At 37.8% G+C, this 14,817-nt stretch carries 12 protein-coding genes; 3 read left to right on the top strand and 9 right to left on the bottom strand.

The window, feature by feature from the left end; all coding sequences use genetic code 11:
• Positions 1-51: 51 nt before the first annotated feature.
• The 8 genes from AC0N32_RS14560 to AC0N32_RS14525 all read right to left on the bottom strand — a co-directional run bounded on the left by AC0N32_RS14560 (position 52) and on the right by AC0N32_RS14525 (position 5,487).
• On the bottom strand, positions 52-1,077 hold the full coding sequence (locus AC0N32_RS14560) for a glutaminyl-peptide cyclotransferase (RefSeq protein WP_476394584.1): 1,026 nt from the start codon (positions 1,075-1,077) through the stop codon (positions 52-54).
• 9 nt (positions 1,078-1,086) lie between these two features.
• On the bottom strand, positions 1,087-2,109 hold the full coding sequence (locus tag AC0N32_RS14555; RefSeq protein WP_476394583.1) for a glutaminyl-peptide cyclotransferase: 1,023 nt from the start codon (positions 2,107-2,109) through the stop codon (positions 1,087-1,089).
• A gap of 97 nt (positions 2,110-2,206) precedes the next feature.
• On the bottom strand, positions 2,207-2,632 hold the full coding sequence (locus tag AC0N32_RS14550) for an SRPBCC family protein (RefSeq protein WP_476394582.1): 426 nt from the start codon (positions 2,630-2,632) through the stop codon (positions 2,207-2,209).
• A 168-nt stretch (positions 2,633-2,800) separates the two neighbouring features.
• A complete protein-coding gene (locus AC0N32_RS14545) occupies positions 2,801-3,475 on the bottom strand; it encodes a DUF2490 domain-containing protein (protein ID WP_476394581.1) in 675 nt (224 codons plus the stop codon).
• A 149-nt stretch (positions 3,476-3,624) separates the two neighbouring features.
• Positions 3,625-4,074, bottom strand: a complete 450-nt coding sequence (locus tag AC0N32_RS14540; RefSeq protein WP_476394580.1) for a VOC family protein — start codon at positions 4,072-4,074, stop codon at positions 3,625-3,627.
• 22 nt (positions 4,075-4,096) lie between these two features.
• Positions 4,097-4,468, bottom strand: a complete 372-nt coding sequence (locus tag AC0N32_RS14535) for a VOC family protein (RefSeq protein ID WP_476394579.1) — start codon at positions 4,466-4,468, stop codon at positions 4,097-4,099.
• A 19-nt stretch (positions 4,469-4,487) separates the two neighbouring features.
• Complete coding sequence (locus AC0N32_RS14530; protein WP_476394578.1) at positions 4,488-5,021, bottom strand: hypothetical protein; 534 nt, start codon at positions 5,019-5,021, stop codon at positions 4,488-4,490.
• Between the two features lie 10 nt (positions 5,022-5,031).
• On the bottom strand, positions 5,032-5,487 hold the full coding sequence (locus AC0N32_RS14525) for a DUF1569 domain-containing protein (protein WP_476394577.1): 456 nt from the start codon (positions 5,485-5,487) through the stop codon (positions 5,032-5,034).
• Positions 5,488-5,625: 138 nt separating this feature from the next.
• Here AC0N32_RS14525 and AC0N32_RS14520 point away from each other — a divergent pair, with 138 nt between their 5' ends.
• Positions 5,626-6,921 (top strand): hypothetical protein, encoded by a 1,296-nt coding sequence (locus AC0N32_RS14520; protein WP_476394576.1) that lies wholly within the window; start codon positions 5,626-5,628, stop codon positions 6,919-6,921.
• A 91-nt stretch (positions 6,922-7,012) separates the two neighbouring features.
• On the opposite strand, the gene AC0N32_RS14515 is transcribed toward AC0N32_RS14520, so the two are convergent.
• On the bottom strand, positions 7,013-12,928 hold the full coding sequence (locus AC0N32_RS14515; protein WP_476394575.1) for an alpha-2-macroglobulin family protein: 5,916 nt from the start codon (positions 12,926-12,928) through the stop codon (positions 7,013-7,015).
• Positions 12,929-12,947: 19 nt separating this feature from the next.
• Here AC0N32_RS14515 and AC0N32_RS14510 point away from each other — a divergent pair, with 19 nt between their 5' ends.
• Both AC0N32_RS14510 and recF read left to right on the top strand, forming a co-directional pair.
• Positions 12,948-13,703 (top strand): UbiA prenyltransferase family protein, encoded by a 756-nt coding sequence (locus AC0N32_RS14510; protein WP_476394574.1) that lies wholly within the window; start codon positions 12,948-12,950, stop codon positions 13,701-13,703.
• Between the two features lie 3 nt (positions 13,704-13,706).
• The gene (gene recF, locus AC0N32_RS14505) at positions 13,707-14,786 is read left to right on the top strand and encodes a DNA replication/repair protein RecF (RefSeq protein WP_476394573.1); all 1,080 of its coding nucleotides are present in this window, start codon (positions 13,707-13,709) and stop codon (positions 14,784-14,786) included.
• Positions 14,787-14,817: the final 31 nt, after the last annotated feature.

Here is a 14,817-nt window from a genome sequence, read left to right as displayed (position 1 = left end):
GAACGCTACCAATTTACTATTTTATTTCTATTTAATTTTGTTAAAATTCAACTATTGAATAGCGACTTCATACATCTTCGGCCAGTTTTTACCTGTGACAACCATATTGCCACCTTTAAAAGCGATTCCGTTGAGAACGTGCTCTTTATCATCTTTTGTATTTTCTTCGGTAATTCCTGTAAAATCGAATTTACCGACCACTTCACCCGTCGCCGGATTTATCTTAAGGATGAAGGGCTGGTGCCAGATGTTCGAATAAATAAAACCATCATGATATTCCAGTTCATTCAATTGGGTGTAAATATCTTTATATCCGCCAACTGAACGTTTTTTTACTACTTTCGACGGATTGTTTACGTCAAGAAAATACAGATTATTTGAACCATCAGTAGCGATGAGGTTTTTCCCGTCAAAAGTCAGCCCCCATCCTTCGCCGATCTCGTTGGGAAGTGGAAATTCCGAAAGCTTTTTTAAGGTTGCTTTATCATAAACGAATCCAAGTTTGTTTTGATAGGTAAGCTGATAAATTTTATCTCCCGCAACAGCACATCCTTCGGAAAAGATATGCCCCGGCTGCTTTTCCGTGATCACCGGTTGAGTAGTCCCTAAAGTATATTTAATAAGCTGGGAAGAATTTTTCAGACCGTCGCTTTCATACACCGTATTTCCTTCGCTGAGAAAACCTTCCAGAAAATTGTCGGGATCATGGGGATATTCCGCTACCATTCTGTACGTTATGTTTTGTTCCTTTAATTTCGAAAAAACATTGATCGTCGCATCCTGATTCAGCGTTTCACCGCTTTTTGTTTTGATAATAAAAGTTACCTTATTCTCTCCGTACTCAAAGAATTTCGGATCAACAAACATTTCAGAAGTCTCTTTATCTCCGAAGCTGATCAAAATCGTTTCGGCATTATCGGTTACCTCTTCAGGAAGTTTCAGACGGTTACCGAAGCGGTAGCCTTTCTCTTCCATAGCATGGTTGTAATCTGCCAAAGAATCAAGCATTTTTTTATCATTCCTGCATGACATCAGCATGAGGATCAGCGCAAAACAAAAAACTGAACTTTTATTCACTTTTAAAGCTTATTTAACGGCAACTTCATAGATTTTCGGCCAGTTTTTACCTGTTACCAACATGTTTTCACCTTTAAAAGCGATTCCGTTCAGCACATCGTCGCTGCCTTTGGTATTCTGCTTAGCGATATCCGTAAAATCGAATGTTCCCACAACCTCTCCGTTCTGAGGATTTATCTTTAAAACGATCGGTTTCTGCCACACATTGGCGTATATAAATCCGTTATGGTATTCAAGCTCATTCAGCTGATCGTACGCCTGGGAACTTCCCGCTACAGCAATATATTTTACCAGTTTTGAAGGATTGGCAGGATCCAGGAAGTATAAAAGTTTGCTCCCGTCTGAGGCGATCAGGTTTTTACCGTCATACGTAAGTCCCCAGCCTTCTCCCAAAACGTTAGGATAGGCAAATTCAGATAATAATTTCAAGGAAGTTTTATCATAAATATATCCCTTTTTACTCTGCCATGTAAGCTGGTACACTTTATCTCCGACAATGGTGCTCCCTTCCGAAAAATCTTCCTGCGGCTGCTTGGTTGAAGCCAGTGGCGTTGTCGTTCCCAATGTATATTTTAAGATCTGCGAAGAGCCGTTCTGTCCGTCACTCTCATAAATCGTATTGCCTTCGATCTGAAACCCCTGTACAAAATTTTTAGGGTCGTGAGGGTATTCTGCGATAATTTCGTAATTGATCTTCTGTTCAGGATTTTTGGCAAAAACATTAATGGTAGCATCCTGGGTAAGGGTTTCGCCGCCTTTAGTCTTGATATTGAAGGTAACCGGATTGTCTCCTAAAGTAAAGAATTTCGGATCTATTGTTAAATCAGATGTTTCTTTGTCCCCGAAGCTGATAGAGATACTTTCCGCATCGTCAGTCACTTCGCTGGGCAATGCGAGCTTATCTCCGAAGTGATATCCTTTCTGCTCCATTGAGTTGTTATAATCCGCAAGCGAATCGAGGATTTTCTTATCGTTCTTACAAGATGCCAGCAACATGATCGCCGCAAAACCGGCTATTATATTTTTTTTCATTGATTTCTAAATAAATTTCTCCAAAATTAGCAAAATTTATCGCTCCCTGCTAATTTCGGAAGTATGTTGACCCAATTGTAATATATCAAAGGAAATTTTAAGATTCAAGGTAGGGCTTCAGGCTTTGGCTGACAATGCCCATCCATCCTTCCGTAAAGGCTTTTTCTGAAAAATTTTCGCCAAGATCATTAAAATTCTCAATGCCTTTGTGGGTTAATCTCACAAGCGTCTGTTCACCTCCAGCCTGAAGCTCCCACTGAACGGACGTTTTCCTGTCTGAGAAATCGGGATAAAACCAGGTGTGCTTCAGTTTCTGGCCGGGAACGACTTCCAGGATCTCTGCCTGATGGTGATATTTGTGTTCATCGCCGGGTTCGTAAAAATTAAAAACTTTTCCGGTTTCCAAAATAAAATCAGGAATATCGAAATACCATATTTTCATTTCGTTTTTATCAGTTAATGCTTTCCAAACCTTTTCTGTCGGAGCATTTACCTTCTGTTCTATAATGATCGGATGGCTCATATATTTTGTTTTAAATTGATGTATTGCAGATCTTGTCTTATCTCATATTAAATATAACGTTTTTTAAAGAAAGAAATTAATCTTTTTTCATATCCGAAATGATAAATTACTGAATAACAAATCATCCATAATATTTAGCCACAGTCAGACAACTTATCAAAAGCTTTTTTAATTTTTCGTAAAAGGAATATTGTTGTAAAACCCGATCTGGATCTGGCCGCGGTTTTTATTTTCCTGCAGCTGATTCATATATCCTGCTTCAATTCTCATATTTTTATTGATTACATATCCCAAAGCCCCGTAAACCCTGTTTCTGTCGAAGACCGGACGGTCAAAATGCAGGAAAATCTCGTTATACGCAGAGGCATAAAAAGTCTTCGGCAACATCTCTTTATTATTGATCGGAATATTGAATCCTAAAAAATACCTGAACCTCATCCTGAAATCATTTTCCAAAAACCTTTCTTCCAAGCGATAACGATGCTGGAGATTGAAACGTCCGAATTTTTGTTTTGTAATAAACTGTTGAAATATCCGATGTTCGATATTTTCGGTTTTTTCACCGTTGATGTAAGGCTGACTTAAAATAAACCCGTACCCTAATAAAATATTATTGTTGTTTTCCGTAAGATCATACCCGATTCCCGTACGGATAAGCAGTTGCTCCAGATCGCCGGCCGCATCAAAATTCCTGTATTGAATTTCGTTGTGCAAGTTTAGTTTTTTACTGATCTTATTGTTTCCGAAATACATATACCATGCTCCCAGATCACTTTTCTGCGCCTTTAAAACTGAGGTCCCTAAAATAAAAACGCTTACCGCCCATGCTTTTATAACTTTCATTCCGTTTATATTTATTATTAAAATCTATTAAATAATTAAATTCAATATTAATTATCAATAATAGGAAAAATATTTTTAATACCAAACCTGATTTTATCCCATAAAAAAACCGGCTTTTACGGCCGGCTGTATTTTTATCTGAAACTAAATTAAGGATGTTGCTGTACTTTTGCAGGATCATCATAATTTACCATCCAGTTGATTCCGAATTTATCGGTGAACATTCCGAAATAGGCTCCCCAGAATGTATCAGCCATGGGCATTGTAATGTTTCCTCCTTCAGAAACACCATTAAACAAACGGTCGGCCTCGTCTCTTGATTCTGCGTTGATCGAAACAGAGAAATTATTCCCTTCTTTGAAATGCGAAGCCCATTCACCAGCTGTATCACTGCCCATGAGTACGGTTTCGTCAGAGATCGGAAGTGTGACATGCATAATCTTATTTTTGTCTTCTTCGGGAGTTTCTTTACCCTCCATTGGAGGCATCTCTCCAAAAGTTCCCATATAAGGAATTTCCACCCCGAACACCGATCCGTAGAATTCGAAAGCCTGCCTGCAGTTTCCGTTGAACGTTAAATAAATGTTTACTGTTGCCATAGTTTTTTATTGTAGGTTTTAATTATCTGTGCTGGTCGATCAGGATCATATTTCCGTCGGGATCTTTCAAATAGATATGTTCCGGGCCGGATGTATTTTCATCGGCTTCCTTCTGGAGCTCGATCCCCTGCTCTTTCAGATGCTTCTGGATTTCCCGTACATCATCAAAGCGGTCCAGCTCCCGGGCATCCTGGTCCCAGCCGGGATTAAAAGTAAGCATATTTCCCTCAAACATCGCCTGAAAAAGACCGATAATATGATCCCCGTTTTTCATAATGAGATAATTATGATCTGTGTTTCCGGCCATCTGGCTAAATCCTAGTTTTTCATAGAACGCCTTGGATTTCTGAAGATCCTTTACGCTTAAACTGATTGAGAACGCTCCTAGTTTCATCCGCTTTTATTTTTTAGTCTTATTTAAAAATAACTTTCGAAATATCTTTAGGCACAAAGTTGGCCCACCATACCTCATAATCGAGATTCCCGGAATAACTTTTCCATCGCCCCCTGCAGGTAATTCCTGCTCTGCTTTCCTTTGTAATGACTTTAGGTGCCTGAATTCTTACTTTCCCCGTAAACACTCCAGAATGCTCACCTGATTTCTGCTCTTTGAGTATAAAATCTCCAAAAACAAGCATCTCATCCGGAAGATCTTTCACATTATATTTCTGCGTCAATGTAATTTCACCGGAAAAATCTGTTTTATTTCCTTCTTCCACTTCAGAATAGCCTGAAACAAAATACTGTTCTGGTTTTTGAGGATTTTTCGTTGCTTTTTCCACTCTTAGTTTAATAACGGTCTCCGAATCTGAGATCGTTCCATGGAAAGGCGTTTCATAATTCATCAGAAAAGCGCTGAAATCAGCATCTTTAATGACTGAACTGATCTGACCAAAAGAAAGAGAAAATGTAAGGACAGGTATCAGAAATAATAGGAGTCTTTTCATGGCTTTTATTTTAAACACCAAATTGTGCCAAATGATGATTCAGGTGTTTGGCAAACATATTATTCCATTCCTGTGATTTCAGCTTACCGAAAGAAAAAGATTCTTTACCATCAAAAGCCGACGCTCCGAGCTGCTGTGTTTTCTGGATAAAACCGATCAGTCTTTTCTTTTCTTCCTCAAAATTCTTTCTTTCTGCAATAATGAACTGCGGGGCGGTAGGACTGTTTTTCGGATAAGATTTCTCTCCTGTAACTTTAGGCTTTAAAAATGTTTTCAGGATAAATTTGGCAATGCTTCCCGGCTTTTTATGCTTTTCGGGTTCATAGACCATTTCGTACGAAACACAGCAGTGTGCCAGCATCTGGTCAACCGCCATTTTTCCCCATAACGGCTGTGTCTCGGGAGTAAGTCTGTTGATCCTGTCAATGTAATTTTGAGCTACTTTTACATCAAAAACGTTTTCCATAGTTTATCGAAATGTTAAAAAACAAAGATATTGGTTTTTTTGATCGTTTTTATTAAATTTTAAAATCTAAATCTATGAATTAATTAAGTTGCATACTCTAAATGGATATCCACATTGATTTACAATAAAATAAATACAATGCATTTACGTTTATCATCCAAAGCTGAAACTTTGAAAAATTTTCTTATTATTATTCTTTTATTTTTCTTTAAAATTTCATTTGCACAGGAGAGCAAAATCTGTAAATGCAGCCTATTCACCAAGAGCGAGGACAGTATAAAAAAATTCACGAATTATAATGTGGCTGCTATCTCTAAAAAGTATGCTTTAAAACCACCTTTCCCTTTTATTTCTGTAAAATATTTAAAAAGCTATGCGAATTCGAAAGACATTGTCGACTCGGTAGATTTGAAAATTAGAAATTATTTAAAGCTTAGAAATATTGCTCATGATAATGAATTGAACTATAAAATTACTGATTATATTAAAAAAGCTGAATTTGCAAAAACAATAGGAAATATTCCCATGCCATTTATAGTAAAATCCGGAAAAATCAACCATTATATCGCTGTACTTTATTTTACTGATGATTATTATAAAAGCAAATATTATCTAGCAATATCAAAAGACGATGGAAAGACTTGGAAAAAATATTATACAGGATTAGTCAGGAAATTTAATTATGTATTGAAAAGTAATTCGAAATTTCCTTTATGGAAAGATAATGAGCATATTCAGATCGAAGCTGATATTGTGAGGATGACTCAACCTTTAAGTTTTCCAGGGCCAATGGAACAGTTTGAAACTGTAAAAAACAATGCCTTACTTACTCTGAATTTAAAAGAAATCTTAAAGGATTCTGATAATGATGGATTCAATGACCTTGATGAAAAACTGGATCTGTTTACAAATCCATTAAGCTCCGATACAGATGATGATGGGATTCCCGATTATGAAGATCCCAATCCAAGATATAAAAATGCAGATAATGACTTCACAAAATTGTTGCTGGCAATTTTATATGGAAATTATCCTGTCGTTGAAAATTCGGACTTAAGACAAAGTGAATTCTTTGTGAATTTAAAAACATTTGAAAAAGATTTTAAAAATCCAGACATTTTTTTTCATGAAAAAGAAACACAATCAATTGATCCATTTGATTTTTCTGTCATTGTAACAGATAATCAAAGTCTTAAAACAATTGTTCCCATCGGTGAAAAAATAATTTTCCTAAGTTCTCAAGAATTTGCAAAGTATAAAAAGAATACTTTTATGAATTTGTACACATCCCATTACAGCAAACTCTTTCCGTGTGACGATACTGAAGGTTCATATATATTTGTTATGGACAATATTTGGATGGGGCATACCTACCTTATTAAAAGAATTCCTGAAGGATGGCTTGTTAAAATTGTTTCCGGATGGCAAAGTTAAGCTGTACGTTAGAGTCCAGCCTATACAGTAAGTAAAATTAAAAACTCCGCATATCGATGGATTTGCGGAGTTTTTTACTAAAATTTAAATTTTATTCGCAGATATTAACGTTTCCTCCTTTCGTATGCGCATTCATCTGTGGCGCATAATAATTCTGGATGGTCGTTATTCCGTTTGAAAATTTCCCGGATGCGTTGGCCAGGTAATCATATTCAAATACATATTTTCCTTTCGGAATATACTGAATATAAAAATTCGTAGAGGCATATTTGGTCGACTGGTAATATCCCAGATTGTTTTTCCACTGATAACCGGATAATACGTCTACCGGTTCAAAGCCCGCCGCCCTCATGTCTTTGATGTGTATAAACTCCATCGGACGGTCTGTATTCAAGATCATTCTCACGGTAACTTTGTCTCCGATTTTCAGCGGCGTTTCGGGAGAGATTTTTTGCAGCTCTTCTCCGTTCACCGTTTTCACTTTCCTGTAAAGTTCTTTGGTTACAGAAATATAGTTTTCGGAAGATTTTATTTTATCTAAATCTTCATAATACTGCCAGAATAACCCGCCCTGTACAATTCCAGGACCTGGTTTTGTCACGGTAACTTCTGCAAGACTTTTATTGATATTGTCAGATTTTACGGCAGATTTCACGTATCCTGTTGCTTGGGTTTCGGGTTGTAATTCTTTCCCGCCCCAAACAATTCTTGCTTTATCACTTTCTGCAGAGGTCCAGGATTTTCCGGAATTTAAGATGGTAAAAATAACTTCTGCCGTTCCGCGTGAACTGCCCCAGGAATTGACTTCTTTCTGGGTAATCAGCCAGATTTTCATTTCCTCAATAAATTTCTGGTCATCAGGCTGCAATCTGTTGAATGCTTCCAGAGCACCCGCCTGATTTACCACCTTGGAACTGAACCAGCCCCAGCCGTCGAGATTCTGTTTCCAGTAAATGCCCTGATTTTTGGTTTCAACGGAAGTTTCTTTTAAATAATTCATCAGCTTATCGGATACAGCTTTCAGTCCATAATCGTTCATCAGCAATGCCGCACGATGCAGCCCGAAGAAGGTAAAGTCGGTAAGTTTTGCCGTTTTTGCTTTTTCTTTTACCAGCGATTTCAGCGTGGCGCCGTTTCCTTTTAAAGGATATTCTTTTTCCCAATAATTTCTGGCATCCAGATAATCGAGTGACGCATTGGTCCAAACCTCCTGTTTTTTAACATCATAGTAGGTATTGATTTCATTATCGACATAAGCAATAAGGTTTTTCACCAATTCTTTTTGTTCTGCATTCTGATCATCTTTAGCCTGATCTTTTAGCCATACATTGATTTTCCCTAAATTTTTGAGGATGTACAGGGACGTCTGGTAAGAACTTGGATATCCCTGGTACCAGGAGAAGCCACCATCGGGATTCTGAAGTTTTTTGAGCTCATCCCAATCCTGGCTGATGGAGTTTTTCATGGTATTGGCATCAAACAGCAGTGCCAGTTTCTGCATTTGTTCCTGTTCATTATTACTTTCCAGAACCCATGGCGTTTCGTCAAGTAATAATTGTTTCAGTTCGTGGTTCTTTTCGAGGTTTGAGTTCAGTAAACCTTTACTCTGATATTCTTCGAAGACCGTTTTCATCTTTGGATTAGCTTTAAAAATTTCTGATGCCAAAATATCGGCAAACCATTTATTGAAGACTACATCGGCAGAATTATTAGGGTCATTTTTAAGGCTTGGAAGGGCAAACATAATTTCCCAGATCGGATTCGTCGTCAGCTCCAACGTATTGGAGACATTCGAGATCGTTTTGGAGTCTGTATTTTTCAGATTTTCAAGTTCAAATGTTTTGGTTTCGCCTTCTTTTACAAAAACCGGAACTGCATCGGTTACAAGCATTCTGTTCGGTAAAACAGCAATGGCCTGTTGCTCACCATCAGAAAAGGAACCTGCTTTAGCGACTACTTTCAAGATGATGGAAGACACATTTTCAGGTACTTTAATCTTCCAGGTAACGGCCGCATTTCCATTCGCATCCAGGGAGAAGGCCTGTTCTTTATTGTTTCCTGACACCGCGGTAAGTGCACTCAATCCGAATTTATCTGAAATATCTTCATTGGTGAAGGCATCCAGGATCTGCAATCCGGCATATCCGTTCAGTTTCTTATCCGTTAAATTCGAAAGTTTTGACTGCAGGTTCAGTTCATCACCCTCTCTTAAAAATCTTGGATAATTCGGTGTTACGGAAAATTCTTTCTGGGTAACCACTTCTTTTTCCAATGTTGCCGCTCTCGCATCTTTGGTATGAGCGAGGAACATCAGTTTCCACTTGGTTAAGGCTTCAGGAGAGGTAAATTCAAAACTAACATTGCCTTGAGCATCGGTTTTGAGATCCGGATAGAAGAATGCTGTTTCGTTAAGGTTTTGACGAACGGAAACTTTTTCTAAAGCTTTATCTTCTTTATCAATGATGCCGTCTCCATCAGTATATTCCTTTTTTTCTTCTTCTGTCAATTGTCTGCCAGAATTGAGTATATTAATAGCCTCATCATCAACTCTCATACTTGACAATTTCATCCTATTTTGCTCTGAAGCTGGCGGCGCAGGACTTGCAACTCCGCGAATGACAACTCCTGATGCTCTTCCCTGAAGGATCATCAAACCATTCCTGTCGAACCAGTTAAACTGAGGCACCTCTACATAATTTCCATTGAAAAACGGTACTCTCTTCTGATAATATTTCGTCAAAAGATTATCTCTCACGTCATACATCGTCACCAGAGAATAAGGCCTGTAAAGTTTTTCCCAAGTATAGGTATTGACCGTAAACTGATCCAGCGACATATCATACATATTGGCCAAAACTTCAGCATTGATCTTTTCCTTATCGCTTCCGGAAACTTTCACCGACCATTTTTCCTTTACATTCGGCTCAATCTTATCCCGGAACGTGGTGGTTTCAATTTTTAAAGGCTGTTCCGAATCTTTAATTTTTAAATTCACCGTTGCAGTCTGAACATCATTGTAAGCCACTACCTGAAACTGAATATTCAATGCCGCTACTGCTTTATCTTTAGGGATATCCACAACATATTCCAGTTTTCCGTTTTTGGTTTTCTGAACATCGTACACTGTTTTCCCGGATCCATCCTGTACAAAAATATTGACAGGAGCATTCGGAATTGCGGAATACACATAAACCTTTGCTTTTTCTCCTCTTGAAAATTCATTTTTAGGCTGCAGGGCAGTAAGAAAAGTCTTTTGATCAGATTTCAGTCCATTTTTGTCCCAGACACTGAAATATTGAAAAGTTTTAATGGTGTCTTTCCCTTCGGTATTATAGAGCTCAAGCTGATAATCACCGGCATTCAATCTACCTAAATCAAGATCGGTTGCAGGAGTTTGGTTACCCGTTGACGCGGGTTGTGTTTTTTCAAAAACCAAAGTCGATTTCCAATTCTTATGCTCATCATTTTTATCGTAAAGATCGTGAGGAAACTTCCTGATAAATTCTTCTTTTGAAAATGCCGGGAGATCCTGAACCGCATCCTGGAAATTGCTTCTGAAAATTCTGTCCGGAGCCTGTAATTTAGAGAGTTTTACCTGGTAAGATTTTTTTAAGCTCTGCTCATTATAGTTTTTGGTTTCAACCTTTAATTTTACATTTTCATCAGAAAAGACATCTTTAATCTCATCAGCTTTGATGTAATGAGACACAGAAGCCACTTTCAGGTCGGTTTGAGCAGACTGTGTTTCACCGTTGATATCGGTAACAGAAGCATTGATTTCATAATTATCGATCTGGATTCCTTCCAGCTGTTCATTTTTTTTAAGCTCAAGACGGATTACAAATTCCCCTTTTTCATTGGTCCGGGTTTCTCCAAGAATGGAATTTTCGTTATCATTTCCCTGAGGATACCACCAAAAATATCTCCAGCGAATGTTGTGTTTTTTAATTTCATAATTCACTTTGGTATCGTTTAAGGCAATCCCTGAAAAAGTAGTCGCTTTTCCTTTAAGTTCTATGGTCTGGCCGTATTTATATTCATCTTTTACGGGTTCAAAATTCACCTCGAACTTCGGCCTTTTATACTCTTCCACACTGAAGCTTTTGAAAACAGGGGTTTTACCGTTTGTACTGAGGTAAAACTCACCGTTCAGCTTTCCCTTCGGAAGGATGAAACTACCGTGATAAGAACCGAATTCATTGGTGGTGAAATTCTCTGAGGATACTTCCTGACCGTTGGCGTCACCTAATGTTATTTTTTGCTGTAGCCCGGCATCAATAGATTCTACATCTTTGTTGATTTTCGTATTGATGACTTTAAAATAAACCGTCTGTCCCGGCCTGTAGATGGCCCTGTCCGTAAAAATCTGAGTTTTAGTGAGGTTTTCACCATCCGCATTAATTTCGACATTATAATTATTTCCATACACCCGCATCATCTGGAAATCGTTGGTTTTCGGCTGCTGAACCAGAAGGAGCCTGTAATATTCTTTGTCTGTAGCCGGTGGAAATCTGAAAATACCTTTGTTATCGGTTTTTCCCGTGGTAGTTTTTAAAGATGAATTTCCTGCATACTCATAAAATACAAGATTTTCATTAGAAACAGACTCACCGTTTTCACTGTTGACCAATTTCAATTCATTTTCAGAAAAATTTCCGTCAACTTTATTTTTGTAAATAATCTTACGGTCGGAAACAAAGAAATAAAAATTCTGGTTTTTATCATTGGTTCCATCGTTTACCATATATTCTGCCACATAAATTCCCGGCGGAAGCGGCTTTATTTCAAGGGATGTTTTGTGAAGCTGATAATCCTTCGGACCGGAGAGCGGATACGTCTCTTTTTTTACAAGAACTTTTTTTACCTTTTCAAAAGTCTCAGGAGAAGGATTTCTTGAGTATTGCAAGAACGTCTGGAGATCATTCGACTTATAAATATTAAACACAAAACTGCTGAGGTTTTTGTATTCCGCCACAAAATGAATCGGCAGATTGCTTTGGGTCTGCTGCTCGTATTTTATGTTTAAAGTGGTCAGTTTAATGTGTTCTTCCTTGTTTTTGATATTCTCGATAAAAGGGGATTTCGGATATTGAGATTTGGCTTGCGCAGCTACTGCTAGAGCCTCTTTTTCCTGTCTCTTGGCCAGCAGCTCATCCATGATATCATCCATGATAAGCACTTTGTAATCTCCTTCCGCATCAGAATTTAAAAGATTTCTGAGCTGTTGCAGTTTATCTTTACAAAAGTTGAAATTACAGTTCTCCTGCAATTTCTGATGCATGAAATATAACTTGGCATTACCGCTGTTCTGCGCAATTAATTCATCAAATAAACCATCAATTTTCCTGCGGTTGTCTGATAATTCATTTTTGGTAAAAAGTCCGTTGTCGGACAGGAAATCTATTTTTTTAAGCGTATACCAATCGGCCAGCGTAGAAAAAAAGGAAATCGATTTCGTATTTGTGAAAATCGATTGATAAGGGGCCAGCGCATTTTTTTTCATTTCGGCTTTCTGCTGATCGAGCTCATTAAAGCTTTTGGTCATATAGTTCTTAAAATCCAGCTTACTCCAGGTCTCGATCTGTGAAATATCCTGAGAATTCATATTGGTCCTACCATTGATCTTCCAGGTGTTATTGGTATAATAATCCATCACAAAACCGTTCATCAGGACTTTATAAGTAAGTTTCCCTTGACCTTTCAGTTGTTTTTCTATATCCTGCAGTTTACTGAAAAATTTTGAGGCAGCATTATTCTGGTCATCATCCCTGGTCTGGTTGATGATCGTAAACTCTGCTTTTAAAGAACGGATCAGCTGAAGGGTATTATTCTCTTTCATGGCTTGATTTTGGATATCCAGAATGGTAGGAAGATCGGATTTTAAGGTTCCTTTTTTAGTGTTTTCTTCGATTTTTTTCCATTGCTCATCGTAATATTTCTGAGCATATACCTCTGCAGAATACAGCAACAGAAGGAAAAACATAAAAACCTTGGATAATCTTTTCATAAATGTTATTTTTGATCTGATGAATTTATTAAAAATACTGAAAAGAACCATTATCGATAGTCAATTGTATGTCTCTTTGATGGGAACCCTTTTCGCAGTATTCTTCATGGAGGAGCAAAATACATTCCGTTATCCCACATTTTTCCTCATTTTCATTACTTATTTCAGCGGCTATCTTTACACCAAGTATCAGAAGACAAAACATTTCTTTAAAATCCTGATCGTTAATGTCATTGCCGGGTTGATTTCCGCATTATTAATTATTTATAACCATAATGAAATACGGTTGATAAAATGGTTTGTCATTGTGATTCTGGGACTTCTTTACAACAGCTTTTTTCTCGACACGTACATCCGGAAAATCCCTTTGCTAAAGGTTTTCTACGTCGGTCTTGTCTGGGCCCTGATGAACTGCTGGCTTACCCTGCCCGAATTTAGCGTACCCATATTTCTGATCAGTTTCTTTTTTATCACTGCACTGGTTTTACCTTTTGATATTCGTGACATGAAAGTCGACACCGTGAAAACATTCCCGACCATTATCGGGGTGCAGAATACAAAATATATCGCTTACACCCTGATTTTCATCAGTACGGTCCTTGCAGCACAATACCTCACATTCAATGATGCCTTATCTTTCTTTTTGTCGGCAATGGTAAGTTATATTTTAATTTATTTTTCTGAAAATGAAAGAAATGACGCCTATTTTTCTTTCGGTGTGGAGTCGTGTTCTGCACTTCCTTTTTTATTTTCAGTAATAATGAAGTATTTTTGACGAATGATTATCAAGAAACTTTCGCTGTATAATTTCAAGAACCATTCTGAAAAAAAATTCGAGTTTTCGCCACAGATCAATTGTTTTGTGGGCAACAACGGTGTGGGCAAAACCAATATTCTTGACGCCCTGCACTATCTTTCGGTAGGGAAAAGTTTTTTGGGCAATACAGATGTTAATAATATCCGGTATGATGAAGACTTTTTCACCATCGATGCTGAAATTATGAACGAAGAAAGTGATGATATCATTAAAATTTCACAGCCGAAGGAATCAAAAAAGCTCATTAAAAAGAACGATAAAAGCTATGACAGACTTGCCGATCACATCGGCTACCTGCCAAGTGTCATGATTTCGCCATACGACTCCAACCTGATCTCAGACTCCGGGGAAAGCCGCAGGAAATTCCTGGATGCCATGATCTCACAAACCGATTCTGAATATCTTTTTGACCTGATCCAGTATCAGAAAGCCATTCAGCAGAGAAATGCCCTTTTAAAATATTTTTCCAAAAACAGGGTCTGGGAAAAAGATTCGCTGGAAATTTACGACGATCCCATCACAAAACTGGGAACGAAAATATTTATTAAAAGAAGAGATTTCGTAGAAAAGCTGAATCCCATCGTTCAGAGTTTTTACAGGATCATTTCCGGAGGCATGGAAAATGTGTCTGTCATTTATGAGTCGCACCTTCTGGAAAATTCATTCGATCATCTGCTGAAAGAAAGCATTGAACGGGACAGAATGCTTACGTATACCTCAAAAGGTGTCCATAAGGATGATCTTTTGTTCGAAATGGATTCTGTTCTGATCAAAAAAACAGGATCACAGGGACAGCAAAAATCTTTCCTGATTTCTTTAAAACTTGCTCAAATGAGTCTGGTAAAGGAACTGACAAAGAAAACACCGATCCTCCTCCTGGACGATATATTTGACAAGCTTGATGACAACCGGGTTTCCCAGCTGATCGAGCTGGTTAATCAGGAGAACTTCGGCCAGATTTTCATTACAGATACGCACAGGGAACGTACGGAAAGTGTGGTCAAAAAAATCAATGAAGAAAGTATTATTTTTGAACTGTAAGCGGTGCTGAATTATTTAACCTAAAAATTAT

The organism is Chryseobacterium endophyticum, from assembly GCF_056333165.1.
The sequence above is the reverse complement of the archived record's forward strand: the minus strand, read 5'-3'. Positions and strand labels throughout refer to the sequence as shown.